Origin of the sequence: Parasphingorhabdus sp., from assembly GCF_039939955.1 — a bacterium.
Classification (GTDB): Bacteria; Pseudomonadota; Alphaproteobacteria; order Sphingomonadales; family Sphingomonadaceae; genus Parasphingorhabdus.
In genome coordinates this window covers 328,793-355,718 of record NZ_JBDVHS010000006.1, presented here as the reverse complement: position 1 = coordinate 355,718, position 26,926 = coordinate 328,793, and the positions used below count along the sequence as shown (strand labels likewise).

27 protein-coding genes are annotated in these 26,926 nt (G+C 55.5%); 18 read left to right on the top strand and 9 right to left on the bottom strand.

The genetic code is table 11. The annotated features are described in order from the left end of the window. Window positions 1-5: 5 nt before the first annotated feature. A complete protein-coding gene (locus ABJG22_RS12900; RefSeq protein WP_348020676.1) occupies window positions 6-1,061 on the bottom strand; it encodes a DUF2332 domain-containing protein in 1,056 nt (351 codons plus the stop codon). Between the two features lie 45 nt (window positions 1,062-1,106). Between ABJG22_RS12900 and hisG the strand changes: the two genes are divergently transcribed. The 11 genes from hisG to ABJG22_RS12845 all read left to right on the top strand — a co-directional run bounded on the left by hisG (window position 1,107) and on the right by ABJG22_RS12845 (window position 11,413). After that, the gene (gene hisG / locus ABJG22_RS12895) at window positions 1,107-1,757 is read left to right on the top strand and encodes an ATP phosphoribosyltransferase (RefSeq protein ID WP_348020675.1); all 651 of its coding nucleotides are present in this window, start codon (window positions 1,107-1,109) and stop codon (window positions 1,755-1,757) included. Next, window positions 1,757-3,052 (top strand): histidinol dehydrogenase, encoded by a 1,296-nt coding sequence (gene hisD, locus ABJG22_RS12890; RefSeq protein WP_348020674.1) that lies wholly within the window; start codon window positions 1,757-1,759, stop codon window positions 3,050-3,052. The genes hisG and hisD overlap by 1 nt, the downstream gene beginning before the upstream one ends. 23 nt (window positions 3,053-3,075) lie before the next feature. Further along, window positions 3,076-3,600 (top strand): DUF1993 domain-containing protein, encoded by a 525-nt coding sequence (locus ABJG22_RS12885; protein ID WP_348020673.1) that lies wholly within the window; start codon window positions 3,076-3,078, stop codon window positions 3,598-3,600. After that, a complete protein-coding gene (gene nusB, locus ABJG22_RS12880; RefSeq protein WP_348020672.1) occupies window positions 3,597-4,043 on the top strand; it encodes a transcription antitermination factor NusB in 447 nt (148 codons plus the stop codon). The genes ABJG22_RS12885 and nusB overlap by 4 nt, the downstream gene beginning before the upstream one ends. A 31-nt stretch (window positions 4,044-4,074) precedes the next feature. Then, window positions 4,075-4,998 carry an alpha/beta hydrolase gene (locus ABJG22_RS12875; RefSeq protein WP_348020671.1) on the top strand — a complete coding sequence of 308 codons (924 nt, stop codon included), beginning with the start codon at window positions 4,075-4,077 and terminating at the stop codon, window positions 4,996-4,998. Beyond that, complete coding sequence (gene thiL, locus ABJG22_RS12870; RefSeq protein ID WP_348020670.1) at window positions 4,995-5,930, top strand: thiamine-phosphate kinase; 936 nt, start codon at window positions 4,995-4,997, stop codon at window positions 5,928-5,930. The genes ABJG22_RS12875 and thiL overlap by 4 nt, the downstream gene beginning before the upstream one ends. A 158-nt stretch (window positions 5,931-6,088) precedes the next feature. Further along, on the top strand, window positions 6,089-8,215 hold the full coding sequence (locus tag ABJG22_RS12865; protein WP_348020669.1) for a sodium-translocating pyrophosphatase: 2,127 nt from the start codon (window positions 6,089-6,091) through the stop codon (window positions 8,213-8,215). 192 nt (window positions 8,216-8,407) lie between these two features. Further along, window positions 8,408-9,601, top strand: coding sequence for a GNAT family N-acetyltransferase (locus ABJG22_RS12860; protein ID WP_348020668.1), 1,194 nt, complete (start codon window positions 8,408-8,410; stop codon window positions 9,599-9,601). Then, window positions 9,598-10,467 (top strand): transcriptional regulator, encoded by an 870-nt coding sequence (locus tag ABJG22_RS12855; RefSeq protein WP_348020667.1) that lies wholly within the window; start codon window positions 9,598-9,600, stop codon window positions 10,465-10,467. Before ABJG22_RS12860 ends, ABJG22_RS12855 begins: the two co-directional genes overlap by 4 nt. 137 nt (window positions 10,468-10,604) lie before the next feature. After that, window positions 10,605-11,105 (top strand): hypothetical protein, encoded by a 501-nt coding sequence (locus ABJG22_RS12850; protein WP_348020666.1) that lies wholly within the window; start codon window positions 10,605-10,607, stop codon window positions 11,103-11,105. Then, window positions 11,102-11,413, top strand: a complete 312-nt coding sequence (locus ABJG22_RS12845) for an antibiotic biosynthesis monooxygenase (protein WP_348020665.1) — start codon at window positions 11,102-11,104, stop codon at window positions 11,411-11,413. The genes ABJG22_RS12850 and ABJG22_RS12845 overlap by 4 nt, the downstream gene beginning before the upstream one ends. 9 nt (window positions 11,414-11,422) lie before the next feature. On the opposite strand, the gene ABJG22_RS12840 is transcribed toward ABJG22_RS12845, so the two are convergent. After that, window positions 11,423-13,966 carry an ABC transporter ATP-binding protein gene (locus ABJG22_RS12840; RefSeq protein WP_348020664.1) on the bottom strand — a complete coding sequence of 848 codons (2,544 nt, stop codon included), beginning with the start codon at window positions 13,964-13,966 and terminating at the stop codon, window positions 11,423-11,425. 231 nt (window positions 13,967-14,197) lie between these two features. Between ABJG22_RS12840 and infA the strand changes: the two genes are divergently transcribed. From infA to ABJG22_RS12805, 7 genes are all read left to right on the top strand, one after another. Further along, window positions 14,198-14,416 (top strand): translation initiation factor IF-1, encoded by a 219-nt coding sequence (infA, locus tag ABJG22_RS12835; protein WP_066742521.1) that lies wholly within the window; start codon window positions 14,198-14,200, stop codon window positions 14,414-14,416. An 88-nt stretch (window positions 14,417-14,504) separates the two neighbouring features. After that, window positions 14,505-15,074, top strand: coding sequence for a nucleoside triphosphate pyrophosphatase (locus ABJG22_RS12830; protein WP_348020663.1), 570 nt, complete (start codon window positions 14,505-14,507; stop codon window positions 15,072-15,074). Continuing rightward, on the top strand, window positions 15,067-16,065 hold the full coding sequence (locus ABJG22_RS12825) for a ribonuclease E/G (RefSeq protein ID WP_348020662.1): 999 nt from the start codon (window positions 15,067-15,069) through the stop codon (window positions 16,063-16,065). Before ABJG22_RS12830 ends, ABJG22_RS12825 begins: the two co-directional genes overlap by 8 nt. Window positions 16,066-16,112: 47 nt before the next feature. Then, a complete protein-coding gene (gene maiA, locus ABJG22_RS12820; RefSeq protein WP_348020661.1) occupies window positions 16,113-16,745 on the top strand; it encodes a maleylacetoacetate isomerase in 633 nt (210 codons plus the stop codon). Between the two features lies 1 nt (window position 16,746). Next, entirely contained in the window at window positions 16,747-17,157 is a 411-nt protein-coding gene (locus ABJG22_RS12815) for a GFA family protein (RefSeq protein WP_348020660.1), read from the top strand. Window positions 17,158-17,160: 3 nt separating this feature from the next. After that, entirely contained in the window at window positions 17,161-19,299 is a 2,139-nt protein-coding gene (locus ABJG22_RS12810; RefSeq protein WP_348020659.1) for a TonB-dependent receptor, read from the top strand. Between the two features lie 9 nt (window positions 19,300-19,308). After that, the gene (locus ABJG22_RS12805; protein ID WP_348020658.1) at window positions 19,309-19,752 is read left to right on the top strand and encodes a MarR family winged helix-turn-helix transcriptional regulator; all 444 of its coding nucleotides are present in this window, start codon (window positions 19,309-19,311) and stop codon (window positions 19,750-19,752) included. Window positions 19,753-19,804: 52 nt separating this feature from the next. On the opposite strand, the gene ABJG22_RS12800 is transcribed toward ABJG22_RS12805, so the two are convergent. The 7 genes from ABJG22_RS12800 to ABJG22_RS12770 all read right to left on the bottom strand — a co-directional run bounded on the left by ABJG22_RS12800 (window position 19,805) and on the right by ABJG22_RS12770 (window position 26,872). Continuing rightward, on the bottom strand, window positions 19,805-20,794 hold the full coding sequence (locus ABJG22_RS12800; protein WP_348020657.1) for a type II secretion system F family protein: 990 nt from the start codon (window positions 20,792-20,794) through the stop codon (window positions 19,805-19,807). Window positions 20,795-20,812: 18 nt separating this feature from the next. Then, window positions 20,813-21,784: a type II secretion system F family protein gene (locus tag ABJG22_RS12795; RefSeq protein ID WP_348020656.1), complete on the bottom strand. Its 972-nt coding sequence runs from the start codon at window positions 21,782-21,784 to the stop codon at window positions 20,813-20,815. Between the two features lie 40 nt (window positions 21,785-21,824). Next, window positions 21,825-23,111 (bottom strand): pilus assembly protein CpaE, encoded by a 1,287-nt coding sequence (locus ABJG22_RS12790; RefSeq protein WP_348020655.1) that lies wholly within the window; start codon window positions 23,109-23,111, stop codon window positions 21,825-21,827. Next, window positions 23,108-23,710, bottom strand: coding sequence for a CpaD family pilus assembly protein (locus ABJG22_RS12785; protein WP_348020654.1), 603 nt, complete (start codon window positions 23,708-23,710; stop codon window positions 23,108-23,110). The genes ABJG22_RS12790 and ABJG22_RS12785 overlap by 4 nt, the downstream gene beginning before the upstream one ends. A gap of 21 nt (window positions 23,711-23,731) precedes the next feature. Continuing rightward, window positions 23,732-25,357, bottom strand: coding sequence for a type II and III secretion system protein family protein (locus ABJG22_RS12780; protein ID WP_348020653.1), 1,626 nt, complete (start codon window positions 25,355-25,357; stop codon window positions 23,732-23,734). Continuing rightward, entirely contained in the window at window positions 25,357-26,316 is a 960-nt protein-coding gene (gene cpaB / locus ABJG22_RS12775) for a Flp pilus assembly protein CpaB (protein WP_348020652.1), read from the bottom strand. Before cpaB ends, ABJG22_RS12780 begins: the two co-directional genes overlap by 1 nt. 73 nt (window positions 26,317-26,389) lie before the next feature. Beyond that, entirely contained in the window at window positions 26,390-26,872 is a 483-nt protein-coding gene (locus ABJG22_RS12770) for a prepilin peptidase (protein WP_348020651.1), read from the bottom strand. Between the last annotated feature and the right edge of the window lie 54 nt (window positions 26,873-26,926).

The window sequence follows — 26,926 nt, the reverse complement described above, 5'->3', positions numbered from 1 at the left end:
ATTTCCTAGTTTTCAAACCATTCCACCCAAGCGCCATGGGCGTGGGCGCGGCCCAGCAGGGCGGGCTCGTGGCCGCCCGGCCAGTAGCGGATGATCAGCTCATGGCTGAAGGTCTTGCGGTTGGTTTCCAGTGACATCCATGCCAGCGGCTTGTCTGTCGTCGCTTCTTTGCCAGCAGTCTCCATCGCCGCGGTGATCCGGTCTTTGGTTTCCTGCGGCAGATATTGCCAGACGATCGAATGCATCAACACCCGGGTGACGCCGCTTTGCTGGGGCAGAAGCAACTGATCTTCGACCCAGTCGGCGCCATCGGCTTTGGCAACATCGGGCGCATTCTGCTTTGCGAGCGCTATCGAGGCTTCCATCCGTTCGAAACGCGCCGGCATTTCCGGCCAGATATAGCCCTTGAGCCGTGCAGCGGTTTCGTCATCGGTAAGGTCAATAGGATTTTGGTCGCAACCGCGAGCGCTGACAATCTCGACCGGCGCCTGCGGGGGAGGGGGACCGCGCCATTCGGGCTTGATCCGCATCGGGGAGTCTTCCGGCCCCGCCTGAATGCCATTTAGATCATAATGATAGCGGCCCATCATCGTATTCACGCCGGCGCTGGCGCCTAGTTCGAGCAGTTCGAATCGCGGACCGACATGACCCGACAGCCACATGAGTCCGCCCATGAAACTGGACGATCGGCCCGATTCATTGGTCTGGGGCGGGCTGTCGAACCAAGGCAGCAGGTCGGCGTCATGGTCGGCGACGACCTGACCGATCAGGTCGTCGATTTGGTCCTGATCGGAAATGCGGCCTTCGTATATATCCGCAAGGCGCGGTTCTTTGCCGCTTAGATAGAGATGATGGAGGCCACCGGTAAGGCGCAACGGCATGGCGTCTTCCAGCGGTTTTCCGCGCCAATTTGCGATTTTCTGACCGCAGAGGGTTGGGCCGTCGATGAGCGCCAATTGGGCGATGATGACAGAGGCTGTAACCGGTGCGTCATTGCGCAGGCAATGTTCCGCCTGACCACGCATTCCTTGCGCGATATCTTCAACGTCCAAAATGTCCATAACTCGTTGCCCTTTCATCTGCGAACCCGTAAAGCCGCGGCCATCATGGCCAAACCACTTATCTTTGCAATTCCGAAAGGGAGGATTCTGGACGATGCTTTGCCGCTCTTGGAGCAGGCGGGAATTGTGCCAGAGGACGCCTTTTTTGACAAGTCCAACCGCAGCCTGCAATTCGCGACGAATCTGCCCCATATGTCGATCATTCGGGTGCGGGCATTCGACGTTGCGACCTTCGTGGCCCATGGCGCGGCGCAGATCGGCATCGTCGGTTCTGATGTGATCGAAGAATTTGGCTATAGCGAATTATACGCGCCTGTAGACCTGGGAATTGGCCGCTGCCGCCTGTCGGTTGCGCAGCCGAAGGACGATGCCGAAGAAGTGGCGAACATCTCCCATCTTCGGGTCGCGACCAAATATCCCAATCTCACCAGCCGCTATTTTGAAGGCAAAGGCATTCAGGCGGAATGCGTGAAGCTGAATGGCGCGATGGAACTGGCACCTTCGCTCGGCCTGTCGCGGCATATCGTCGATCTGGTCGAATCCGGCAGCACGCTGAAAGCCAATAATCTGGTCGAAACGGACAGGATATTGGATATTTCCGGCAGGTTGGTGGTCAACCGCGCAGCGTTCAAAATGCGCAGCGCCGAGTTGACGCCATTGGTGCAGAGGTTCCGCGAGCTGGCGGAGCAGGTCTGATGCCCTTGCGCATTGCCATCAGCGATCCCGGTTTTGCCGGATCCTTTGACGCTTTGGTCAATGCCAGACGCGAGGCAGATGCTGATGTTTCTGCCGATGTGAAGGCGATCATTCAGGATGTCCGGGATCATGGCGATGAAGCGCTGTTGCGGCTGACCAGCAAGTTTGACCGGCATGATCTGGAGCAGACCGGCTGGCGCGTGGATAAGACTGAATCCGCTGCTGCATTGGAAGGGTTGGAAGCACCTTTACGGGTGGCGCTGGAACTCTCAGCCTTAAGAATTCGTGATTACCATGAAGGGCAAATACCTGATAATAGGGATTATATTGACGACGCAGGTGTCCAGATTGGTGCTCGATGGAACGCGGTTCAGCGCGCGGGCATCTATATTCCCGGAGGCAGGGCAGCCTATCCATCGTCGGTATTGATGAATGCCATTCCGGCCAAGGCTGCAGGCGTTGATCATCTGGTCATGATGACGCCCGCGACCGGCGGAGAGATTAATCCTCTCGTGCTGGCGGCGGCGGAATTGGCTGGAGTGGACGAAATCTGGCGGATTGGCGGCGCGCAGGCCGTGGCTGCTTTGGCTTATGGCACGGAAAAGATCAAACCGGTCGACGTCATCACCGGCCCTGGTAATGCTTGGGTAGCTGAGGCGAAGCGTCAGGTTTTCGGTGTGGTCGGTATCGATATGGTCGCCGGTCCTTCGGAAATTGTGGTGGTGGCTGATGGAAAGAACGATCCCGACTGGATCGCCGCCGATCTGCTCAGTCAGGCGGAACATGATCCGACCAGCCAGTCTATATTATTCACAGATGATCAGAAGTTTGCAGATCAAGTATCTGAAAAAATAACTGAACAGCTGAGAATTCTAGCGACATCGGCAACCGCAACCACCAGCTGGGATGACAATGGCGCGATCATCATTCTCGACCGGCTGGATCAGGCGGTGCCCCTTGTTGACCGGCTGGCCGCCGAACATCTGGAGCTGGCAATCGACGATCCGGATGCCCTGTTTAGAAAGGTCCGCCATGCTGGCTCGGTCTTTCTGGGTCGGCACACGCCCGAAGCGGTCGGTGACTATGTTGCCGGCCCGAACCATGTTCTACCCACCGGTCGGCGGGCGCGTTTTTCGTCCGGCCTTTCGGTGACCGACTTTATGAAACGAACCAGCTTCATCCGTTGCGATGAACAAGCTTTGCGCAATATTGGTCCGGCGGCAGTTGCTTTGGCGGAGGCCGAGGGCTTGCCCGCACATGCCGCCAGTATCGCAAAGCGGCTCGACCAGCGCTGAAAAATAACAGAAAGAAAATTCCTATGACCATTTCTCTATATGATGCCGTAATTCCCAGCCAGCTTCAGATCATTGCTTCTGTCCGCGCGTTGGTCGACAAAGCCAAGGCCCATTGCGAGAATGAAGGCACAGCAGCGGAAGAGATTATCGGCGCCCGGCTGATCGAAGATATGCAGCCTTTTTCTTACCAGGTGAAAAGCTGTCGTGAACATTCTCTTGGCGCGATTGAAGCGGTGAGAGAGGGCGTGTTTACGCCAAGTCTCGTAGCACCACCAAGCGATTGGGAAGGCTTGTACGCAAAACTTGATGAAGCCAAAGCCGGACTGGAAGCGGTTACGGAGGCAGAGATGGCGGGCTTTATCGGTCAGCCAATGGAATTCCGCTTCGGTGAAATGGTGATGCCTTTCACGGCTGAGAATTTTCTGCTGAGCTTTGCACAGCCCAATTTCTATTTCCACGCCACGACGGCCTATGATCTGTTGCGTGAGCGCGGATTCCAGATTGGCAAGGGTGACTTCCTGGGCACGCCACGGATGAAAAGAGCATGACCGCGAAATCGACATCCCGGTCTGCTGCTCGGCTGGCGGCCGTTCAGGCACTTTTCCAGCACCAGATGGAGAAGACGCCGGTTCCGAAACTGCTGAAGGAATTCCACGACCACCGGCTCGGTCAAGAAATCGAGGATGATCAATATCATCCCGCAGAGCGCGACTTTTTTGACGATATCGTCATCGGGGTAACATCGCGCCAGCAGGAAATCGACGAACTGGTTGCCTCGAAACTGGCCTCCGGTTGGACATTGGGGCGTCTCGACAAGACGATGGTCCAGATATTGCGCTGTGGCAGTTTTGAACTGATCGCACAGGAAGATGTACCAATCGCAACGGTGATTGACGAATATCTGGATGTGGCCCATGCCTTTTTCAGCAAAAAAGATGCCGGTTTCGTAAACGGGCTTCTGGATAGCATCGCGAAGCAGGTTCGGGGCTGAACAATAGCCCCGGCCACTACGGGGAAAAATAATGTCCGATTTTCTAGACCGTCTGGATCCCGCCTTCCGAGACATGATCGAGGCGGACGGGCCTTATCTTTTCGAGATTCTGAAAAGCGATATATTGGCCGCCCGCGCCGCGCTGGATGCGCTATTTGCGCAAATGGCGGCCGATCTGCCGGAATATGACGGCCAAAAAGACGAATATCATATGCCGGGATTGGAAGACGATCCGGATGTAGCGGTGATCGAGTATCGTGCCCGCGATGTTCTCTATCCCGATTGCGTGATTATCTGGCTGCACGGTGGCGGCTATGTAATGGGCAGCGCCGATGATTTTTCGGCGCAGAACTTTTCCTCTCTCGCGCCGGTGGTATCGGTCGATTACCGGATGGCGCCGGAACATCGCGCACCGGCTGCGGCCCGGGACGTTTGCGCCGTGATCGAACGGGTCGCGAAAAATCGCAATCCGCGCAAGATCATCCTTGCGGGTCAGAGCGCTGGCGGCGGGCTGGCGGCAAGCGCCGCGCTGATGAACCGCGACCGGGGTGGTCCCGATATCGCTTTCCAGTTGCTGGTCTACCCGATGCTCGATGATCAGCATGACACGCCTTCCGGGCATATGGATATCCCGCCAACGACATGGACCCGCAGCACCTCGCTGCATGCTTGGTCGGTCTATGCCGAGGAAAATGGGGCCAGCCCCTATGCCGCCGCAGCTCGTGCCGAGGACCTTGCCGGCTTGCCGCCCGCCTATATCATGTGCGGCGACCTCGATCTGTTTCTCGACGAAGATATTGCCTATGCCAATCGTCTGCGTTCATCGGGCGTTTCTGTTGAACTTGCTATCTACCCTGGCGCACCGCATGGATTTAATGGATTTGCCCCTCAGGCAGCGGTCAGCAAGCGCGCCAACGCTTCTATCAGAATGGCACTGGAGCACGCCCTGTCTTGAACGAATTGGGATTTATTGACCGGCTGAAAGCCATCACCACCCACCCGGCGGCGCGTGGTCTAGCGGACGATGTCGCAATGATGCCCTTCGGCCGGCACAAGCTGGTGATGACCCATGACATGATGGTCGAGGGGGTGCATTTTCTAACCGACGCCGATCCCGCCGATGTGGCGTGGAAGCTGGTTGCGGTGAATCTCTCCGATCTGGCGGCCAAGGGCGCAAAGCCGCTCGGCATTCTTCTTGGCTATGGCCGGACGGCGGGCGATGCATGGGATGCAGCTTTTGTTGACGGGTTGAAGCAGGCGATTGACGAGTTTTCCGTACCTCTGCTTGGCGGCGATACGGTGGCGATGGGCGACCCTGCACCCAGAACTTTTGGCCTGACCGCTATCGGAGAGGCAAAAGGCCATATTGTTCCGACCCGATGCGACGCGAAGCCCGGTCATGCGGTCTATGTCACCGGCACCATTGGAGATGCTTGGGCGGGACTACAAATTGCCACAGGTGTGCTGCATGCGTCCGACATTGATATTTCGGCGTCGCTGCTCAAAGCCCATAATCGTCCAACCCCGCGGGTGGACGAGGGGCGCGCGCTTTCCAATTTGGTTGGCTCGATGATGGATGTTTCCGACGGGTTGTTGCTCGACGCTTCGCGGATCGCAGCGGCCAGCGGCGTACATATTGAAATTGATCTGGCGGAAGTGCCGCTGTCGGGCCCGTTTCAATCGCTGGTCGGTGATGATCAGCCGGCGCGGCTCAAGGCGGCAACCGGTGGCGATGATTATCAGCTTCTGCTCACCGCCAGTCCCGAGACCGTCTTGCCGGTTCCGCTCACTTGCGTGGGGATTTGCCGTGCGGGAGAGGGGCTGTCATTGCACAGCCATGGCGAGCGGTTGACGCTTCCGGACAATTTGGGATTTGTACACGACTGATCACTCCGATTTGGATCTTCCGCGCGGTCGCAATGGCGACTGGCAAAACCGCTAAAATCAAGACTTGCACGATTTGCGTTCCCCGCCCTATAGCCAACAGGGACAGCCCTGCGTTTGATGGGGCGTTCTACTATAACAAACGGAGGGGATTTGAAGCGATGACCGTTGTCACCATTTCAATTTTATGCGGGTTTATCGCCATTGTTTATGGCTTTATAACCAGCCGCCAAGTGCTCAATGCACCTGCCGGCAATGAAAAAATGCAATCTATAGCGGGCGCAATTCAAGAAGGTGCACAAGCCTATTTGAACCGCCAATATCGCGCAATTGGTATCGTCGGTATCGTTGTCGCGGTTCTGGTCTACATATTCTTGGGGGCGATCTCGACGGTTGGCTTCTTGTTGGGCGCCATTCTTTCGGGCGTCGCGGGCTATATCGGTATGAACATTTCGGTTCGCGCCAATGTCCGCACGGCACAGGGTGCTAGCGACAGCTTACAAACCGGTCTCACCGTCGCGTTCCGCGCTGGTGCAGTCACCGGCATGCTGGTTGCCGGTCTCGCTCTGTTGGCGATCTCGATCTTCTTCTACGTGCTGACGACCCAGATGGGCATGGCTGCCAATGACCGTACGGTTATTGACGCTTTGGTTGCTCTGGCCTTCGGTGCTTCGCTGATTTCGATCTTTGCGCGTTTGGGCGGCGGTATCTTTACCAAAGCGGCTGACGTTGGCGCTGATCTGGTCGGCAAGGTTGAAGCGGGCATCCCGGAGGATGATCCACGCAACCCTGCAACGATCGCGGATAACGTGGGCGACAATGTTGGCGATTGTGCTGGCATGGCGGCTGACTTGTTCGAAACCTATGTTGTGACCGTTGGTGCCACGATGGTGCTGCTGGCACTGCTCTTTGGTGACCTCGTCGGTAGCGCAATGCTCTATGACCTTATGTCTCTGCCTCTTATCGTCGGTGGTGCTTGCATCATTACGTCGATCATCGGCACCTATATGGTCCGTCTGGGTAGCGGCACAAACATCATGGGCGCGCTGTACAAGGGCTTCCTGACCACGGCGATCCTTTCGATCCCGGCCATCTATTATGTCACCATGCGGACGTTGGGTGACATGGATACGCCTATCGGAACCGCGCTTGATGGTTCTGGTGGCTTTACCGGCATGGCCTTGTTCTGGTCGATGATGGTTGGTCTGGCTGTTACCGGCCTGATCATCTGGATCACCGAATATTATACCGGTACGGAATATCGTCCGGTGCGGTCGATCGCCAAATCATCAGAAACCGGCCACGGCACGAACGTGATCCAGGGACTGGCAATTTCGATGGAAGCAACGGCCTTGCCGACGCTGGTCATCGTGGTTGGTATCGTCGTCGCTTATCAGCTTGCTGGTTTGATCGGTATCGCCTTTGGTGCAACCTCGATGCTGGCACTGGCCGGTATGGTTGTGGCGCTGGATGCTTATGGTCCGGTAACCGACAACGCGGGCGGCATTGCTGAAATGTCCGGTCTGGAAGACAGCGTGCGGGATAAAACCGATGCGCTGGATGCTGTTGGTAACACGACCAAGGCTGTGACCAAGGGCTATGCCATTGGTTCTGCCGGTCTGGCGGCACTGGTATTGTTCTCGGCTTATACCGCTGATCTGAAGGAGTTCTTCCCGAACCTCGAAGTCAGCTTTAGCCTTGAAAATCCTTATGTGATTGTCGGTCTGTTGCTCGGCGCGCTCTTGCCATATCTCTTCGGAGCCATGGGCATGACCGCTGTGGGCCGCGCTGCGGGTGACGTTGTGAAAGACGTTCGCGCACAATTTGCTGCTGACAAAGGCATCATGGATGGCACGTCGCGTCCGGACTATGCCCGGACCGTGGATCTGGTGACCAAGGCTGCGATTAAAGAAATGGTTCTGCCATCTCTGCTGCCGGTACTCGCTCCAATCGTGGTATATTTCGCGATCACGGCGGTTGCTGGGCAAGCCAATGGCTTTGCGGCTCTTGGTGCCTTGCTGCTTGGTGTGATCGTCTCCGGTCTGTTCGTTGCCCTGTCTATGACAGCAGGTGGCGGCGCTTGGGACAATGCCAAGAAATATATCGAAGACGGCAATCACGGCGGCAAGGGTTCAGAAGCCCATAAAGCTGCAGTGACCGGCGATACCGTTGGTGATCCTTACAAGGATACCGCGGGTCCAGCCGTGAACCCGATGATCAAGATCACCAATATTGTCGCACTGCTGCTTCTCGCAGCGCTCTATGCGGCACAAGGCGGCGTTCACTAGAACATCGATCTTATTGGTTTGAAACAAGACCCCGCCGGAAGCGATTTCGGCGGGGTTTTTTATGGTGATGGCCCGTGGAGAGTGCACCGCACCCTGTTAATCACATTTTACCTCTTCTGCGCTAATTTGGATGCTAGACGGGAAATCAGTATAAGCATGGCAATATTGATGGACAGATGGGGGCTCTGACAGTTGGACGGCAAGGATATCAAAAGCGACGATATGCGTGATGGTCCGTCTGCATCCGACCCTCGGGCGATCTTGCATCCGGTGTCCGAAATTGACGCCAATCTCGTTGAGGCATGGACCGACCTTGCCGAGCAGGCGAGCGAACCGAATATATTCTACGAGCGTTGGTTCCTGCGTCCTGGACTGACCCAATTTGGTCAAGATCCCGATATAAAATTATTCCTTCTATGGGCCGGAGAGCCCGGACAGTCGCAATTGCTTGGTCTGCTGCCCCTTGGTGTCATCAATCGTTTCGGGCGCTTGCCGGTGGCGCATGTCCAGAATTGGATGCATCACAATTGTTTCCTCGGGACGCCGCTGGTTCGGACGGGTTTTGAGCGGCTGTTCTGGGAACAGTTACTCCGTGCGCTCGATCGCAGCGATTGGCCGGGTTTTCTGCATATCAATGGCATGACAGTTGGCGGACCATTGGATCAGGCCTTAAGAGCAGTTTGTGGTGCGCAAAAGCGTCATTGCGATCTGGTGCACAGCAAGGCGCGGGCCTTGCTAGAAGGAGAATGTAGCTCGGAGGAATATTATCGCACCAAAATCCGGAAGAAAAAACGGAAAGAGCTGCTCCGCAAGCAGAGGCGTTTGGGCGAAACCGGTGACCTCCAATTCTCACAGCATCAGGATATGACCGGTCTGGATGATTGGATTGACGAGTTTCTGGCGCTGGAGCGCGATGGATGGAAAGGGAAGGTCGGTTCGGCATTGGACTGCACCGATGCCACCCGTGCGTTTTTTCGCAGCGCCATGCACGGGGCTGCGGAAAGTGGGCAGCTTGAACGGCGGGATATGCGTCTGGACGGAAAGCCGATCACGATGCTGATCAATCTACTGTCGGGGCGGGGCGGTTTCGGGTTTAAAACCGCATTTGATGAAAGCTATTCGCGCTATTCACCCGGCGTTTTGCTGCAGATTGAAAATCTCGACTGTCTCGACAGGGAGACGCTCGACTGGGTTGATAGCTGTGCGTCCGAGGGCCATCCGATGATTGATGGCTTGTGGACCGACCGGCGGCATATTGGTCGTTTTTCAATAGCACTGAACGGCTTGCCAAGGCGCGCGCGTTTCCGGCTTGTCCGATTTGCGGAGGCGTTGATGGGCAAAGTCAAAGGGCGCAAGATCGTTGACCCGATGGAGGCGCAGCAATGAACCAGATATCCGGCCAGAATGACTTCCAGTCACAGATTTTTGGTGAACAGACGCGGCAGAATTTCGATAGCTGCTATCCTGAACAAGCCCGATTGCTCGATCATGCGATGGCGTCGCATGAACTGTTAACGCTGGATGCACTGGCACAGCTGGGTGAAGCGCTTCCGGCAAAGAGCGTCGAATATAATCCCGGCAACCTGCCGGTTGGGATCAAGCCCGAAGACGTTCCAGACAATGGTATGACCATTGGCGACACGATCCGGATGATCGATCAATCGTCAAGCTGGGCGGTGCTCAAGAATATCGAGCAGATGCCGGAATATGAAGCATTGTTGCTCTCGCTACTCGCCGAAATCCGGCCGATCTTGGAAGCCAAGACCGGTAAGATGCTGATGCCACAGGGATTTATCTTCGTATCTTCACCCGATGCCGTGACGCCTTATCATTTCGATCCGGAGCATAATATCCTGCTGCAGCTGCGCGGCGAAAAATGGATGACCACGTTCCCGGCTGGCGAAACTCGATTTGCTGCTGATGAAATTCACGAAGGCTATCATCTGGGCGGCCCGCGCAATCTGGTCTGGCAGGATGATTTTGCCGCCGATGGCACGCGCCATCATCTGACGCCCGGCAAAGCGATCTTCGTGCCGGTCATGGCCCCGCATCATGTGAAAAATGGACCGGAGCCGAGCATTTCGCTCTCGATCACCTGGCGCAGTGACTGGAGCTTCGAAGAAGCAGACGCCCGCGCCTTCAACGGCTGGCTGCGCAAGCGCGGGATAACGCCAAAGGCGCCGGGGCGCTTTCCGGCGCGGAGCAAGGCAAAAGCCTTTGCGTGGCGGGTCTTGCGCAAAATCACGAGCTAGCTGCTTGTCAAAAACCGGTGAATGAAAAAGGACCGGCTTCGCTCCTTATGTAAAACTAGCTATTGGCGGTAAATCGCCGTTCTGCTTGACATTTTTTCAACGTCCGTCACTCTCTACGCAAAACGGGGAGAAAGAATATGGCAGGCAGCAAGAGCGCGGCAGCCATCAGCATGGACGCCTTTGTCGAGAAGCAGGCGCGCGGGGATGCGGTGGTGAATATCGTGCTGGCGGGCGGGATCAACTACTGGTTGACCCGCGATCTACCCTTTGTCCCTGCAACGCTGCCCTTTGGTGACTCCGCACCCAATCTTGGTGGAACCTTGGTTGCTATTGCGGTGCTGATGAGTCTGCTGCTGACGTTGATCGTCTATGCGATCACGGTGTCGCAGCGAAAATCGGGCAAGATTACGCCGGGATTGGCTGTCGACAGTCGAGCCGGTTTTGCACCCTTTCTGCTAGCGCTAAAACATCTGGCGATGACCTTGATTCCGGCTGTGTTGATCGGAATGGTCCTGCAAAGCGCCACGCCGGACCTGCGCTTTTCACCGCTGGTCTTTACAGCGATGGTTACCGTCATCGCAGCGGTGCTGGCCTATTTCATGTCAAAAAGTACTACCCGGGGGACGTTGAAGCTATGATTATCATCACGGGAACCGTCTCCACCGCCTTTGCAGCTAGCCCGGACGACATTGTCGCCTTGTGTATTGAACATAGTGCTCGTTCCCGCGCGGAACCCGGCTGTATATCGCATAATGTCCACGTCGATTGCGAAGATACGACGCGCCTGTTCTTTCACGAGATATGGCAGGATGAAGCTGCCGTTTCCGCGCATTTTGCGGTTCCGGAATCGCAGGATTTTGTCAAACGCCTGACCACTTTGATTGGGGAACGGCCGGAGATGCAGATGTATCGAACGCAGAATCTGTCGCCAAACGATCTGGACTGACAATATCCGTTAAAACCGCTTCCTGAAGTCAATTTCGATATAGCGTCCGACAGGGTCAACATAGCCCTGCTGATAGCTGAGCGGGATCAGGCCGTTGCCATCGCGCACGGTCTGGATGTCATCAAAAATATTGTTCACCCGCAAAGCAATGCGGCTGTTTTTCAACATGGGGATATGCTGGGTCAGATTGCCACGAGCATCAAAGTTCATGAACAGCCGGATGTTGAGCGTGGTGAGGTCCGAAAAGCGCAGGTCGGAACCGGTCAGTCCACCGTTGACGCGGGTTGCGGTCTGATGCTTGCCCGTGATCCGAAAGCCCATGCCATTGTTGAACCAGCCGCCATTGACCTCGAATTCATGGCGGGGGCTGCCGCCGGTTGAGCCGACAGCAGATCCGTTCAACAGATCCAGCTCATCCACGCCATCGCGGATTGTGATCCGGTCTTCGAGACGGATGGTGTGATAGGCTGATGCTTGCCAGCGTCCGCCACTCCGGCGGCTACCTGCTCTGGAGCCGCGGCCTGGAGGCCCTGAACGGGCTGCTCTCGGGCCTCCGCGTTGCGCCGTTGGGGCTGTTTCAGCATTGCCCTCCGGGGCTGCAGCTTGCGGTGGTTTTCCGCCTTGTGCAGGTGTAGCAGGCGCGCTTGCTACAGCAGGGCGTGCGGCTCTGCCCGGTCCGCCGGGTCTTCCGCCACGCCGTTGGCCAAACCGTTTGGAAAAATTAATGCCGTAGCGGATGCGTTCGCTGCTCACATCGGCATAGTTTACCGGTCGCCGGTCAATCGCAATCAACCGGCCGGCGGCATCGCGTGTCACCCGATCGGGGAAGGCAGCTTCTATTTCTGGCGTCAGCAGTGGAAAGCTGGATGCAACATCTTTGCTGTTGTTGCGGAAATATTCACCAAGAAAGGTCATCCCGTCGAGCCATTCGGGACGATAGCTGACCGCCAGTTTGATATCCCGGCGCGTTTCTTCCGACAGTGTCAGATTGCCGCCGGTGGTGATGGCCGCCAGCACGGTTTCGCCATTGACGAAATCGAAGATCGTCGCATCGGGCGTGATGATGACGGGATTGCCGAGCTGAGCGACGCTGGGCGCGGCTTCCTCGCCAATGGCTGAGGCAGTGAACACCAGTCCGTCGAGCGGCTCCCAGTTCAGGCCAAATCCGAATTCCACCAGCCCCCCGAAGTCCGATAGGTCTGCATAGCCTAAATTCCCGTTGATCGACAATTTGCCAATGGCTTCCGCGACATCAATATTCTCGTCCGCCAGAGGAATGTCGATATTGATGCCGGTGCTCAGTTTATCGCGGCTAAGGTCGGTGATGGTGACTATTCCGCTGCGGGTTTCCCGGCTATCCAAATCTTCCCGATCATATCCGCCCCGGAGGGTGGTTGTGACACTGCCGGACGGCAGGACGAACAAGGTGCCGGATAGGGTTGCAAGATTGGAAATGGTTTGATCGACCACCTTGGCGGTATCGGTGACCGGGGTGCCTAGCAAATTGCCGAAGTCGACCGCCTGTGGATCAACGGAACCTGCATCAATTGCAGCTTGTAGTGCGCTGACATCGCCGGATCGATCCGTGTCCGTATTGACCTGCTCCCGCGTATAGTCGCTGGTCAGCGACCAACGCCAGTCTGCGACCGTACCGTTTAACGTCAGTCCGGCCTGAGCGGTGTTGGTTTCCTGTACCCGGCGTAGCGGGCCATATTCCGTGAAATAGCGAAACAAAGGGTCGCCTGCAGTCTGCAGAGTGGCATTGGGCAGGCCCTGCAATCCGCGTGACTTGTCATAGACATAGCCGCCGTTGAGTGAGAGCGCCATGCCATTCTCAAAGGTTCGACTGTAGTTGGCGTTCAACTCGACGTTATCGGAGGGCGCCACCAAGGTGCGAAAATCACCCAGGTTCACCAGATCACCGGCCGCATCCTGAATGATGTCGCGCTCACTTTCGGTGATTGCGGTGTTATTCTGCCATTCCAGATTGATATTGAGGCGACTGTTCTTGCCGATGCTTGTGATCGTCGTCTCTGCCTCTGAGCGTCCCTGCGCGCCTTTTGTCGGCACGCCATATTCTACCGATGCGCTGACCCCGGTATATTTGTCTTTCAGGATGAAATTGATCACCCGTTGATCCGGCCGATAGCCATATTGCAGGGCCAGTTCTTCCGGGAATACCTGCACGGTACGAATGGCTTCCGGTGGCAGATCACGGATTTCGCGGAAACCGGAGGTGCGCTGTCCGTTGATCAGAACGATCGGTCGACCGCTGCCACGCCCGCGGCTCGAACTGGTTTGTGAAGAGATTGCTTCGAGCAGATCTTGCACCGACGAAGCGCCGAAACTGGCAATATCGTCTTCGGTTAGCTCAACCACGGGCGGTATCTCCGTGATCACGGCGCCGCGTGGCAGCTCTGCCGTGACGACAATTTCCTCATCTGCATAGGGCGAATTGGTGTCGGCAATTTGCGCGCTCGCGGGAGCGGCGAGAAGGATGCTTGCCAAGGCAATGGGGGAGGTGGCGTTCAGGAATTTGGGGGAGGGGATCATGATTTGGTTCAATAACTCGATAAAAGGGGGAGAGAAGATGTCCGAAATGCCATGTAAAATGCGCTAGGGGTATATTTTCTTTGTATTAAATTGTCGCAAAGGAATTGCGACGTGACGATAGATTTTGTCATTTTGCGAGATGCAGCTAATCCTTCCCTTTTGCGACATTTGCCGTTATGGCGCTCTGCAACGCGCGGAATTGCCGCGATAATAAGGAAAAAGCACCGCCATATGGCAAAAGAAGAATTGTTAGAAATGAAGGGGATGGTTCGCGAACTGCTCCCCAACGCCATGTTCCGGGTCGAACTAGAAAACGGCCACGAGATTTTGGGTCACACCGCTGGCAAGATGCGCAAGAATCGTATTCGTGTGCTTGTTGGTGATGAAGTGCTCGTCGAGCTGACCCCTTATGACCTGACCAAAGGTCGTATTACCTACAGATTTAAATAGCGCCGCATCCGTTCATCCTGAGCTTGGCTGAGGATGCTGGGGTATTGGCTTTTACAGGCACGGCCCGAACGGAGGAGGTGACATCTCAATGAAATTAGTTCTCGCCTCATCCAGTCCCCGCCGTCTGGAATTGTTAGGCCGTCTCGGCGCTACGCCGGACCGCATAGTCTCTCCCGATATTGATGAAGATCCCCGCGAGGGCGAATTGCCGCGCGACTATGTTGTGCGCATGGCACAGGAGAAGGCTGCTGCCGTCCAACGGGAAGATCAGGAAGTTCTGGTTGCTGGAGACACCACGGTAGCCGTCGGTCGCCGGATATTGGGGCAGGCTGCCGATGCTGCAGAACAGCGCAAATTTCTGGAGTTGATTAGCGGCCGACGCCATCATGTGATGTCAGCGGTTTGTGTCATCGCAGCCGATGGCACGGCGCGTACCAAATTGTCCGACAGCATTGTGAAATTCAAACGCTTCGAAGCCAGCGAGATCGAAGCCTATATTGTATCGGGCGACGGTGACGGCAAAGCGGGCGGCTACGCGATACAGGGACAGGCAGAGGCCTTCGTCACCTGGATGTCGGGCAGCTATAGTGGGGTCATGGGCCTACCACTTTATGAAACACGCAATCTGCTGATCAGCGCGGGCTACCCCCTTGGCTGATTTTGCCAATGGCTGGCTCTATGAGGCCGGGATCGGTGAAAACCGTGCATTGCGGCTGGAAAATGACGAGCTTGTGCAGGTGCGGGTCGAGCGGGCAGATGGAAGCGCGAAGGCGGGCGCGGTTGTCGATGTGAAATTCACTCAGCAATGGGTCGCAGGGAAATCCGGGATTGTCACATTGGCAGACGGGCAGGAGGCCCTGTTGCAACCGCTTCCCAAAGGGCTGACCGAAGGGTCGACGATCCGGGTCGAGATTGTTCGCGCCGCGATGGCGGAGCGTGGCGGGCAGGCGAAGCGGGCCAAGGCACGGCCCGCTGAACCGGATAGTGTATTATGCGATGGCCCTGACTTGTTGGCGGAACTTGAGGCATCGGGCCTTCCCATCAAACAGCTGCATGCCCATGATCAGGATATGTTTGCCCAACAGGGCTGGCACGAAGCCATTGAGCAGGCCGAAATCGGAAAAATCGATTTTGAGGGCGGAAGTCTTTTGATCTCTCTCGCTCCCGCGATGACGGTGATTGATGTTGATGGACCGCTCCCGCCGTTTGAACTGGCAAAGCGCGCCGCGAAAGAGATAGCGCAGGCGTTGATCCGGTTCGAGATTACCGGCAATGTCGGCGTGGATTTTCCTACGCTGCAAGCCAAGGCAGAGCGCGCCGCTGTGACCGCTATTTTTGATGAACATATGAGCATCAATTGCGAGCGGACGGCGATCAACGGCTTCGGCTTCATGCAAATCGTCAGCCGCAAACTGCGACCATCGATGTTGGAAATCATGCAAGCCAATCGCTCCGTCAATGCTGCGCTAAAGCTGCTGCGGCAGGCTGAACGCGATCGTGGGACGGGTGCGATGCGGCTGGAAGTACATCCGGCGGTGGCGAACAAGCTGGCTCCGGAAGCGCTGGAACTATGGGCGAAACGGACCGGGCGCGCGATTTCGGTTGAACCCCGGGGTGATATTCCGATTGATGGCGGTTCGATCGGCTAACAATAGCCAAGCTTGCTTTTCCGCCGTCCAATCTTCAAAGCCAGCTAATGACTGATATCATTCTCCACGATTATTGGCGCAGCTCGGCAAGCTATCGGGTGCGTATTGTCTTGAACCTGAAAAACGTATCGCATGAACTGCGTTCGGTGAACCTGCTTGACGGCGATCACAAGGGCGCGGCCTATAAAGCGATCAATCCGCAGGGGCGGGTACCGTCGCTCACCATTGACGGGCAGGACATCATCCAGTCGCTGGCGATCATTGATTATCTGGACGCAACATTCCCGGAACCTCCGATGCTATCATCCGATCCGATGGAACGGGCGAGAATATTGGGGCAGGCGCTGATCATCGCGACGGATATCCATCCGATCAACAATATGGCGGTTGGCAATTATCTGAAAAGTGAATTTGGCGCGGATGGCAATGGCGTGGTGAAGTGGATGCGGCATTGGATGCAAACCGGCTTTGCGGCCCTTGAGCAACTAGCGCCGGAACAGGGCCTGTTTGGCGGAGATACTCCCAATTTGGCGGATGTCTGCCTGGTACCACAAATGTATAATGCTCGTCGGTTTGAAACGGATTTGGTTGACTTTCCCAAGCTCGTTCGGATTGACGCGGCTTGCAATGAATTAGAGGCTTTTCAAAAGGCCACTCCAGAAGCGGTGAAGGGACAATGACATGAAAATCGAAGGTGGATGCTATTGCGGCGCGGTACGCTACAAAGCCGAGGGTGAGCCGATGATGAAGGCAGAGTGTTTCTGCCGGGAATGCCAATATATTACTGGCGGCAACTCATTGCTCGCCATGGCGATGCCCGCCGATGGCTTTGCGATCACCAAAGGGGCGGTGAAAGGCTATAAACGGGCCGACCTTGAAAATGGTGTGACCCGGGAGTTTTGCGCCGATTGTGGAACCCATTTGACCACGCGCGCGCCGGGCTTTGAAGTGGGCGTTATCCTGAAAGTAGGGACGCTGGATGATCCTAGTGTTTTCGGCAAAGCAGACAGCGCCAATTTTGCGTGCGATGCGCAAGACTATCACAGGGTTCCGGACGATATGCCGGTTCATCAGAAGTGGATGCATAGTTAAGTCATGAAAAAATCAGTTTTGGTGTATCCGCTGCTAGTATCAGTGGCGTTTTTTGGTGTTCCGGCTTGGGGGCAAGTGGCAACCGGACCTTCGCTATCAGAATGTGACATTGATGACTCAGATGATGCCCGCTGTTCAGGCGGACGAACCATCGTCGTTGAAGGGGGATCCTTGTCCAACCCGCTGGGAGATCGTGTCTATTCGGTCAACCAAGTTGATCTCGGGGAACCGCTGCGACTGGAGAATGTCCTCAGAGAAACGCCGGGGCTTCAACAATTCCGTAGATCGGATGCCCGTTCTGCCAATCCAACCAGTCAGGGCATTACTTTGCGTGGGCTGGGCGGAAACGCCTCTTCTCGTGCCTCGCTAATCTTGGATGGTGTTCCGCAAGCCGATCCATTCGGCGGGTGGGTGGCTTGGCCCGGATATGATGCGCTTCCGCTGATCGAAGCCCGTGTCCGCCGCGGTGGTGGCAGTGGGGCCAATGGGCAGGGCGCTATCGCCGGAACCGTTGAGCTTTTCAGTGATAATGTCGGCGATTTGATTGAACTGGGCGTTGCTTATGGCAGCCGCAACAGTGTCGATGCCGATCTGCTGTTCGGGCGAGAGCTAGGGCAGGGACAATTGACCATCTCCGCCAACTATGCCCGCGGTGACGGCTTCATTCCGATTGTCGAAGGGCAACGCGGTACCGTGGATCGCTCGGCGGAATATGAGCAAGCCGGTCTTGCCGTTCGCTTTGTTGCGCCTCTGTCGGATAATGTGGAGCTACAGAGCAATGTTCGCGCTTTCACCGATGATCGCGAACGCGGCTTTGCCTTTAGCGAAAATTACAATGACGGCGCCGATGCCAGCATCCGTCTGGTCGACCGCCATTCCGACTGGCAATGGTCCGCTTTGGCCTATGTCCAGATCCGTAATTTCGATGTCAGTTTCGGCGGCGTTGCGGCGGATCGCAACAGCGTCAATCGTGTGTTTGAACAGTTTAACGTGCCGTCTACCGGCCTTGGTGCGCGCTTTGAAGTGCGGCCACCGGTGGGTGACAATGTCGAGTTGCGGCTCGGCGGCGACTGGCGCCGGACCGAAGGGACAACCAACGAGAATTTTTTCTTCCTGAACAATGATACGCCGCGCCGGCAGCGCCGGGCAGGGGGCAGCACGGCCACCTATGGCGGCTTTGTTGAAGTCAGTCTGCAAGCCAGCGATGCGCTTGTCCTGACCGGTGGTGGGCGCCTCGACTTCTGGTCGATCGACAATGGTTTCCGCAAAGAAATTGAACTGATCAATCCGTTTCCGGGATCGGTTCGGACGGACGCGCAATTCGTCAATCGCAGTGGCAGCGAATTTACCGGACGCGGTGGCTTCGCCTTTGATGTGACTGACCAACTCGCGCTGCGCGGTGCCGCCTATCTGGGCTGGCGCTTGCCGACATTGAATGAACTATTTCGTCCTTTCCGGGTGGGTGCGGATGCTACGGCCGCCAATGAGTTGCTGGAACCGGAACGGGTCAAAGGCGCAGAACTCGGAGTGAATTGGGACAGTGGCAACGTGTCGATTGGTCTCACGGCCTTCTACAATCAACTGAACAATGCAGTTGCGAATGTCACCTTGGACAGCGGTCCCGGTCTGTTTCCCGGTGTCGGTTTTGTTTCCGGAGCCGGTGTTTTCCGCCAACGCCAGAATCTGGATAGCATCACCTCAAAAGGTATCGAGATTGATACAGAGTTCGATTTGCGCGAGCTTGTCGCGGATCTATCGATCCGGGCGGCCTATTCCTATGTCGATGCAGAGGTGAATTCCTCCGGCGCTGCCGCTGGTGTCGACGGCTTCCGGCCCGCGCAAATACCAAAGCATAATGCTTCGGCGTCAATGCGCTGGGAACAAGAGAACGGAACCGGCGCAAGCGTATCTCTCCGTTATGTCGGCAGCCAGTTTGAAGATGATCAGAACAGCCGGAACCTTGATGACGCCCTTACGATTGATGGCCGGTTGGGTTTCGCAGTAAACGAACGTCTGTTGGTCGAAGGACGGATAGAAAATCTATTCAATGCCCGCATAGAGACTGCGATATCTAGCAACGGAATAATAGAGCGTGCATTCCCTCGGACATTTTGGATTGGACTTCGCACTAAAATTGAATAAATATTGCTTATGACCTTTAAACTTGATGATTATCTGCCCTACCAGCTCTCGACGACGTCCAACGCCGTCAGTGACGTGATCGCTGGTGAGTATAAGAGCCTTTTTGGGCTGAAAATACCGGAATGGCGGGTAATGTCAGTTCTCGGCACGCGGGGTGCTTCGACCCAGCGGCAATTGGTCGAAGCAACGTTGATGGACAAGGTGACCGTCAATCGGGCGGTGAAAACCCTCGTCGATCGGGCTTTGCTGGATCGCAGTCCAAATACCGCCGACGGCCGCTCCCATCATCTGCTATTGAGCGCCACAGGGCGCGATTTATATGAGCAGATCATGCCTGCTGCTACCGCTATGGAAAAGAAGATCATGTCGGTGCTCAGCGCAAGCGAGAAAGCCGAACTATCGGCGATGTTGGCGAAGATCAAAGAATCAGCCGATAATATTGCCGCAGAATGAAAAAGAGCGGCATGGGGTTGCCGCTCTCTTGATTTTCTGGCTTCATTCTCTGCTACATCATTGCATCGGAGATCGAGCAGGCCGCAGGGCCTAGGATCACGATGAACAGGGTCGGCAGAATGAACAGGATCAGCGGGATCGTCATGATGGCCGGCAGACGCGCTGCTTTTTCTTCTGCGCGCATCATCCGGTCGTTTCGGAATTCCGCGGATAGAACGCGCAGCGCAGACGCAAGCGGCGTACCATATTTCTCTGTCTGGATCATCGTTGTTACGACGCCTTTGACGTGATCAAGCGCCACGCGATAGGCAAGGTTTTCAAAGGCCTGCCGTCGTTCGGTAAGGAAACCCAGCTCGATTGAGGTCAATGAAAATTCGTCCGCCAGTTCGGGATAAGCGTCGCCGAGCTCTTTTGAAACCCGGGCAAAGGCGGCATCAACCGTCAGTCCGGCTTCTGCACAAATGACGAGCAGATCAATGGCATCGGGTAGTCCTTTTCGGATCACTTCGGTTCGTTTTGCGATCAGATTGTTGACGTAAATATCCGCCCCTTTATATCCGAAGATGGTCGCACCAGCGAACACGGCGAAGCGTTTAATGTCGGACCAATCGGCAAGATAGTCGAAGCCATAAATGGCCAATGCTGCACCGCCGCCCAGGATAATGGGCAGAACGAGCCGGCTGAAGATGATCACAAAAGCAAAATCTTTGGAACGGATACCGGCTTGCGCCAATTTCTGTTGCGCTTCCTTGACCTGCGTGTCTTGCAGCACCTGCATCGACGATAGAACGTTCCGCATGCGGTCGGTCGTATCGTTCTGCTGCACCAATTTTGCGCGCTTCTTGGTAGTTGAAGCGGTAATGCCAGCCTTCAACTGTTCTCTGCGCTCGGTGAGGGCTTTGACTCGTTTGGCCATCGGATCGCGCGCAGTGACCGCGGTATAGATTGCGAAAAATACAGCCATTGCCGCGACGGCAGACAATATTGTCGCCACCCAGAGCACGTCTACGCCCATCAATGTTGGTCCGCCGCCAGTGGTCATTTGCCTTGCACCTTCATCCTAAATCTCGAAATTGACCATTTTGGCCATGATGAACACACCAATGCTCATCCAGCATAGACCTGCCAGACCAGCGATAATCAGCCGTTCTTCGTAGAAGAATCCAGCCAGATATGTTGGGTTCACGGAATAGACGAGGCCGAAAACGATGAACGGGAGCGACCCGACGATATAGGCCGAAGCCTTGGATTCCGAAGACATGGCCTTGATCTTGAGCTTCATCTGCCCGCGCTTGCGAAGCACATCCGCAAGATTTGCCAGTGTTTCGGCCAAGTTGCCGCCAGTTTCCCGCTGAATTGCCAAGGTGATACAGAAGAATTTAAATTCCGGCGTTTCCATGCGTTTCGCGCCTTCCAGCAGCGCATCTTCCATGGACTGGCCAATTTTAATCCGATCGACCACTTTCTGAAATTCTTCGCCAACGGGTCCTGCAATTTCTTTGGCGACCACGCCGATTGTTTCGGTGACCGGAAGACCAGAGCGGAGACCGCGCACGAGCAAATCAATTGCATCGGGAAAGGCTGCTGTGAATTTCGCGATGCGGCGATTGATCAAGAAGCCGACGATGAAATGCGGCAATCCCGCGCCGACGAGAAGCCCAACAGACAGGCAGAGTAGGATCGGTGCGCCCTTTAGCCATAAGAGCCCGAACAGGGTCAGGAACAAGGCGCCGGCAGCATAGAAAAAATAGGATAGCGGCCAGTTGTGGCCGGTTTTTTCTAGCCGGATCGCCAAGGCTTCCATCCTGGTCATGGTGTCGCCCTTTGGGCGTGTCGTCTTACGCCGTGCCGAGAGCGCTTTTTTCATCTGCGCTTCCACTTGCGTGTCGGCGCTGTCAGAATGGCGGAATTTGACGCTGTCGAGACGTCGCGCCTTTGCTTCTGACTGAGACGGGCCAGCAAATGCCAAGATGAGCAGCAGCAAAACCGCTAGAACGCCGACACCCAATATTGCAGTTTGCATCATACCCATATTCTTATCCCTTTAAAGCTGAAGACGGTTTGCACCGACTTCACGCTTCAGGAGCATCCTCTTTGACTTTTTTGGAAGGCAGCAGTGATTTCAGATCGCCAAGCTTGCCCAAGAAGGATTTATTGTCGCTGACCTCACTATCTTCTGCGCCATCATTGACGGATCCGAGGATGAGCTGTGTCAGATCAACGATCTTCGCCGATGCTTTGCTTGATTTGCCTGCTTCGACTAGCGCCTGTCCCAATTTTGCGGCTTGCGCGGCCGTTTTTGGGTCATAGGGGATCATGATATCGATCTTACGCTCGATAGAGTTTTCAAAATCCTGGCGGCCAATTTCCAGATTGTTAGATTGTACTTTATTGGCAACGACATAGACTTTGCTTTGGGCCGCATGGGTTTTCAACCATGACAGCAAGCGAATACAATCGCGGGCCGAAGCCAGCGTCAGTTCCGTCACGATAACGGTCGCATTCACATCACCCAGAAGGTGCGGATAGTTGATCAACATGTCGCGCGGAAGATCAATCACCGTGCAATCGAATGCCGCACGAAACTCTTCCTGCAATTGGAAGAAAGCAGTGCCGTCGGTCATCATCGGCGAATTAATCGGTGCTTCTGCAGAAAGCAGTGACAATTTTTCGTTCGCTTTGATCATGGCGCGTTCAATGAACAGGCCATCGATCCGGCTTGGGTTGTCGATCGCATCGGTAAGACCACGTCCGGGTTCCAGATCTAGCGCCAGCGCGCCGGTGCCGAAATGGACATCCAGATCAAGCAATGCGGTCAGGCGTTCCCGATCCTGACTAAGCAACCAAGCGAGAGACGTAGAAATTGTGGAAGCACCGACGCCGCCGCGCGTGCCGATTACTGCGGTTGAAACATGTGGTTTTTCCGCTTGTAAATCTTCAGGTTTTGGTGCGTTGATGACGGCTTGAGCCTGAGCCAGAACGTCGCGAAGCTGTTCCGGGCTAAAGGGTTTGAGGAGATAGTCCTGCAAGCCGCTGACGATCAAATCGCGATATAGGCGAACATCGTTGACCTGGCCCATGGCGACCACAATGGTGCCGGGCTCACAAACTTCGGCCAACGAGTTAATGTCGTTGAGCGGGTCACCGGATTCCGACAAGTCGACCAATAGAATATTAGGGCTCGCAGAAACGGAGAGTGTCTGGACCGCGTTGCGCAGGCCGCCTTTGTGACATTTGTCTGTTGGCCAGCCCATTTCTTCAGCCACAGGGCGAAGCATGTCCAGCGCATCATCGTCGCACACAAATGCGGCAAATGGATCACGTCCGTTCACCGAACCGGGTTTCCAAGGAGCGTTCATTGTTGTCCTCCAACATTCTTGTCGCGATAGGCGCGGATGGCTTTGGAAGCCCTTGTCTGATCTTCGCCTTGAGCATGATTGCCACGGACCAGATCTTCAGGGTCAGCGATCATCGCGGCCATGGTGCTGTTCGTGCCGCAACCATAGTTAGGGCTCGTCCGTCCCTGGAAATCGGTATGGCTACGATAGCCAAAGTCAGGGCATCCTGGTACAGAAGCCATGGTCCGCGTCACAACAACGCGCATCAGTCCCGATGGCACTTTGCCTTCGGTAATGGGCGGGGTTTCGCTGATCAGCAGACCGTAACGGGCCACTATGGACTCAACTGCTGCTTTCGCGACCGTGCTTGCCGAGTAGCTTGGGTCATCAATCGAAACTCGATCACCATAGCCAAGACTCAGAGCATCCAGCCAGCCGGAGAGTCGGTTCTGTTCTGATGATGATAATCCGCCAGCACCTGCACTCAAGTCGAGAATGAAATTCTCTTTGGAAACGACGGGCTGGCGTTCGCTATACACGCTGCGATTGGCGGTTGTGCTGCCACATGCCGTAACCGAGAGCCCGAGGGCGGTGATAAGTGCCATTGAAACGATGCGCATGATCTTCTCTCCTGATCGGGCTTATTTATCGAAGCTGAAACCGGGAGCGGCGCCAGCTGATTTTTTGGATTTCTTGACCGATTTGACGGGAGCTGGTGTTTCAAAGCTACCAAAGGTCTGGTTTTCGGGTGTTACTGGAGCAACCGTCGGTTTAGGACGTTCTCCGCCGTTGCCCGAATGGTTGCGATTCATCAGAAACCGTTCTGCGTCATTGGCGGATTTGAAGCCGTCAGTAGGCAATACGATCTCGCTGTCGCTTACCGGTTTTACCAGATATGGCGTGACAACGATCATCAATTCGGTTTCGTTCCGGCGATAGCCGTCGGACTTGAACAGAGTTCCCAAGATCGGAACATCCGCTAGGCCCGGTGTCTTGTCGATTGCCGAGTTATATGTATTCTGCATCAGGCCAGCGATCATGAAACTTTCACCAGATCCCAGTTCGACGGTGGTTTCCGCTCTCCGCGTTGAGACCGCCGGGATACTGAAGCCGTTGAGAACAACTGCACCGTTGGAGGTGATTTCCGAGACTTCCGGGGCGACCCGGATGGAAATGCGACCGTTCGAAAGCACGGTTGGGGTGTAGGAAAGGCTGACACCAAAGTTCTTATACTGAACGGAGACTTCACCCAGACCGGTTGAAATCGGAATTGGAAATTCGCCGCCAGCCAGGAAAGTCGCGGTTTCGCCTGAAATAGTCGTCAAATTTGGCGAAGCCAATGTGCTGACCAGGCCAACCCGCTCCGACACATCAAATGCGGTAGCAATATCGAGGCCAAACAAACGACCTGCTGCTTCGATGGTGTTGAGACCGGATCCAGCGGTAGAGCTAAATTGCGTCCCACCTTGGGTTACAAACTGGCCGGTCGCCGGATTGAAGGGGAGCGAAACGGATCCTGCCGGCAATCCAAATAATTGCGACGCGTCGAGATTGGGAAATCCTGCGGTGCTGACATCTGTGATCGAACCAAATGAACGGCCGCGCGAAACACCAAATTGGAATCCACCGGTTGTATCCCGGGTTAGCAGATTGCCGTTAATTTCCTTCGCCAATGTTCGACTGACTTCGGCGAAGCGAACCTTTAGGTTAACCTGCATCGGAGTGGCCGTTTTCAGGCGGCTGACAACGCGGGTCTCCGCACCGACAAATGCCTGTACCAGGTTTTCTGCTTCTTCGGCATCACTCGGATTGGCGATGGTGCCGGTCAGCAGGACGAAGTTATTGGTCGTGCTAACCGCGATATTGGCTTCTGGCATGGCGAGGCCAAGCATTTGGTCAATGGACGAAATTTCTGCACCGACTGCGACTTCCGCTGAGTAGACAACCTTGCCCGAGGCGCTGGTTGCATACAGGCTGGTCTGTCCACCTCTTTTGCCAAAGATATAAATCTGGCGTGGGGAACGTACTTGGACGTCGGCAATGTTGTTTTCGGCAATGAAGATATCTTCAATGGGAGCGGGCAGGGTAATCAGCTTACCACGGCCAACCGCAATGGAAATGCGGGAGTTGGGCTGTGACACATTGACTGACTGCGCATTGAGCGGAGTGGTGTTGCTGGTAGCCAAGGTTACGGCAAGAGCAGCAGCGACAGTTACGCCCATTGCCTTTTTTACCGAACGGCTATGCTTTGCATATTCTACGGCCATTACTTGTCTCCAAACTCGATTTCGTTGACCGTATTGCCGCGTACGACGCGCACTATCGGACCTTTGGGTTTTTCTTTCGCAGCCAATGGGGGTGGCGAGCGCGTTTCAAAGCGCGACACATCACCGCCGGTTGAGAAAGTTGATTTTTTGCTGCTTGGCCGTGCTGCCAGCGAACGGATCATGTCGGCTTCCGCGACCGGATCATCGGTTTTGGGCAGCTTGATCGCGCCGGATGCAATGGCTTCTTCCAGTTCAGCGGTGCTGTCGGCCAGTGACCGTAGAGACAGGCTCAGCGTACCCAGGGTCTGGGCAACGGAAATCTGCTCGGCAATTTTCGGGGTTGCCTCCAAAGTGACAAGCTTGGCCTTTTTGGCGATCTGCTGTCCTTCTTCATTCTTCGATGCTGTGACCCGGTTGTCGGTGGCTAGCACGCGGAGGTTCCGGATAACGGTTTCCGAAACTTTCAGTTCAGGACCATCGCCTTGTACGGATTGAGTGAGCATCAAATCCACGCGATCGCCGGGGAACACAAACCCAGCAACGCCGGTCAGGCCGGACACGGGAATTGTCACTGCACGCATGCCGGGGCCGAGAGCAGCGGCAAGGAAACCACGATCGCCTGGTGCGACCAGCGCGCCTCTGGTGAGCGGTTGACCGGCCGTGACCGCATTGCGGACAACGGTGCCGGAGAGTGACTCAACGTCTGTGCTTTCCTTCATGAAATAAACGTCTTCGATCAGATCTTCCGGCCATGGTTGAAACCGGAAGGCGCCGGGCGTGATGATCGTGCCAACGGGGAGGGCGCGGGTTGCGACGAGAACTTCCTCGCCAACGACTTCGGCTTTCTTCGCTGCCACTTGCGGCGCGGAGGCACCATCAAACATATTCTTGGCAAGTAATGCCGTGACTGCTGCAACGACCAGCGCGCCAACCAGCAAAATGATTTTCTTCTTGTCCATGACGTCTCACGCCTCCTGAATGCCCCCGCCCAAATGTTCCATTGGCGGTCAATTTCTCTTTCGAGTAAAATGGTTAAAATATCGTTTGTGAACTTTGCCCCGTAATGCCCCAGATGGTCCAAAGCCCTGCAAAGGCGATGGCGACACCATAAGGAACCTTTATTGGACCTTCTGTCTTTTGGATGTTCTTACTGATCATCATTAACAGCGTGAGCACACCACCGGCGATGGACATGATCACGAGCAACTCCAGAAACGTCAGCCAATGCATCCACAAGGCTAGGGCTGTCAGCAGTTTGACATCGCCGCCGCCCATCGCGCCGATCGCAAAAAGTCCGGCAAATATGGTAAATATGATAGCCGCCAATCCGATTTGTCCGATCATATCGGGCCAGACAGTCATGCCGCTGACCATCCAGAAGACCGGTGCTCCGAGGGCAATGCCCAGATTGAGCCAGTTTGAAATATGACGGTTTTTGAGATCTGTGATTGCTGCTACAATGAGTGCAATTGCCAATCCGGCCCAGAGCAAGTAGATGAAGGTTTCGCTATCCATAGACAGACCATCTAGTGAATTTGCCTTACCAAATAGTAACCATGATTTCTGGAG

Excerpts from the sequence above, each read along its gene's own strand:
- ABJG22_RS12865 (WP_348020669.1), top strand. The coding sequence starts at position 6,089 with ATGACCGTTGTCACCATTTCAATTTTATGCGGGTTTATCGCCATTGTT.
- ABJG22_RS12875 (WP_348020671.1), top strand. The coding sequence starts at position 4,075 with ATGTCCGATTTTCTAGACCGTCTGGATCCCGCCTTCCGAGACATGATC.
- ABJG22_RS12785 (WP_348020654.1), bottom strand. The coding sequence starts at position 23,710 with ATGCGCATCGTTTCAATGGCACTTATCACCGCCCTCGGGCTCTCGGTT.
- ABJG22_RS12900 (WP_348020676.1), bottom strand. The coding sequence starts at position 1,061 with ATGGACATTTTGGACGTTGAAGATATCGCGCAAGGAATGCGTGGTCAG.
- ABJG22_RS12805 (WP_348020658.1), top strand. The coding sequence starts at position 19,309 with ATGACCTTTAAACTTGATGATTATCTGCCCTACCAGCTCTCGACGACG.
- ABJG22_RS12815 (WP_348020660.1), top strand. The coding sequence starts at position 16,747 with ATGAAAATCGAAGGTGGATGCTATTGCGGCGCGGTACGCTACAAAGCC.
- ABJG22_RS12810 (WP_348020659.1), top strand. The coding sequence starts at position 17,161 with ATGAAAAAATCAGTTTTGGTGTATCCGCTGCTAGTATCAGTGGCGTTT.
- ABJG22_RS12830 (WP_348020663.1), top strand. The coding sequence starts at position 14,505 with ATGAAATTAGTTCTCGCCTCATCCAGTCCCCGCCGTCTGGAATTGTTA.
- ABJG22_RS12790 (WP_348020655.1), bottom strand. The coding sequence starts at position 23,111 with ATGAACGCTCCTTGGAAACCCGGTTCGGTGAACGGACGTGATCCATTT.
- ABJG22_RS12770 (WP_348020651.1), bottom strand. The coding sequence starts at position 26,872 with ATGGATAGCGAAACCTTCATCTACTTGCTCTGGGCCGGATTGGCAATT.
- infA (WP_066742521.1), top strand. The coding sequence starts at position 14,198 with ATGGCAAAAGAAGAATTGTTAGAAATGAAGGGGATGGTTCGCGAACTG.
- hisG (WP_348020675.1), top strand. The coding sequence starts at position 1,107 with ATGGCCAAACCACTTATCTTTGCAATTCCGAAAGGGAGGATTCTGGAC.
- hisD (WP_348020674.1), top strand. The coding sequence starts at position 1,757 with ATGCCCTTGCGCATTGCCATCAGCGATCCCGGTTTTGCCGGATCCTTT.
- ABJG22_RS12850 (WP_348020666.1), top strand. The coding sequence starts at position 10,605 with ATGGCAGGCAGCAAGAGCGCGGCAGCCATCAGCATGGACGCCTTTGTC.
- maiA (WP_348020661.1), top strand. The coding sequence starts at position 16,113 with ATGACTGATATCATTCTCCACGATTATTGGCGCAGCTCGGCAAGCTAT.
- nusB (WP_348020672.1), top strand. The coding sequence starts at position 3,597 with ATGACCGCGAAATCGACATCCCGGTCTGCTGCTCGGCTGGCGGCCGTT.
- ABJG22_RS12845 (WP_348020665.1), top strand. The coding sequence starts at position 11,102 with ATGATTATCATCACGGGAACCGTCTCCACCGCCTTTGCAGCTAGCCCG.
- ABJG22_RS12885 (WP_348020673.1), top strand. The coding sequence starts at position 3,076 with ATGACCATTTCTCTATATGATGCCGTAATTCCCAGCCAGCTTCAGATC.
- cpaB (WP_348020652.1), bottom strand. The coding sequence starts at position 26,316 with ATGGACAAGAAGAAAATCATTTTGCTGGTTGGCGCGCTGGTCGTTGCA.
- ABJG22_RS12800 (WP_348020657.1), bottom strand. The coding sequence starts at position 20,794 with ATGACCACTGGCGGCGGACCAACATTGATGGGCGTAGACGTGCTCTGG.
- ABJG22_RS12795 (WP_348020656.1), bottom strand. The coding sequence starts at position 21,784 with ATGGGTATGATGCAAACTGCAATATTGGGTGTCGGCGTTCTAGCGGTT.
- ABJG22_RS12840 (WP_348020664.1), bottom strand. The coding sequence starts at position 13,966 with ATGATCCCCTCCCCCAAATTCCTGAACGCCACCTCCCCCATTGCCTTG.
- ABJG22_RS12780 (WP_348020653.1), bottom strand. The coding sequence starts at position 25,357 with ATGGCCGTAGAATATGCAAAGCATAGCCGTTCGGTAAAAAAGGCAATG.
- ABJG22_RS12855 (WP_348020667.1), top strand. The coding sequence starts at position 9,598 with ATGAACCAGATATCCGGCCAGAATGACTTCCAGTCACAGATTTTTGGT.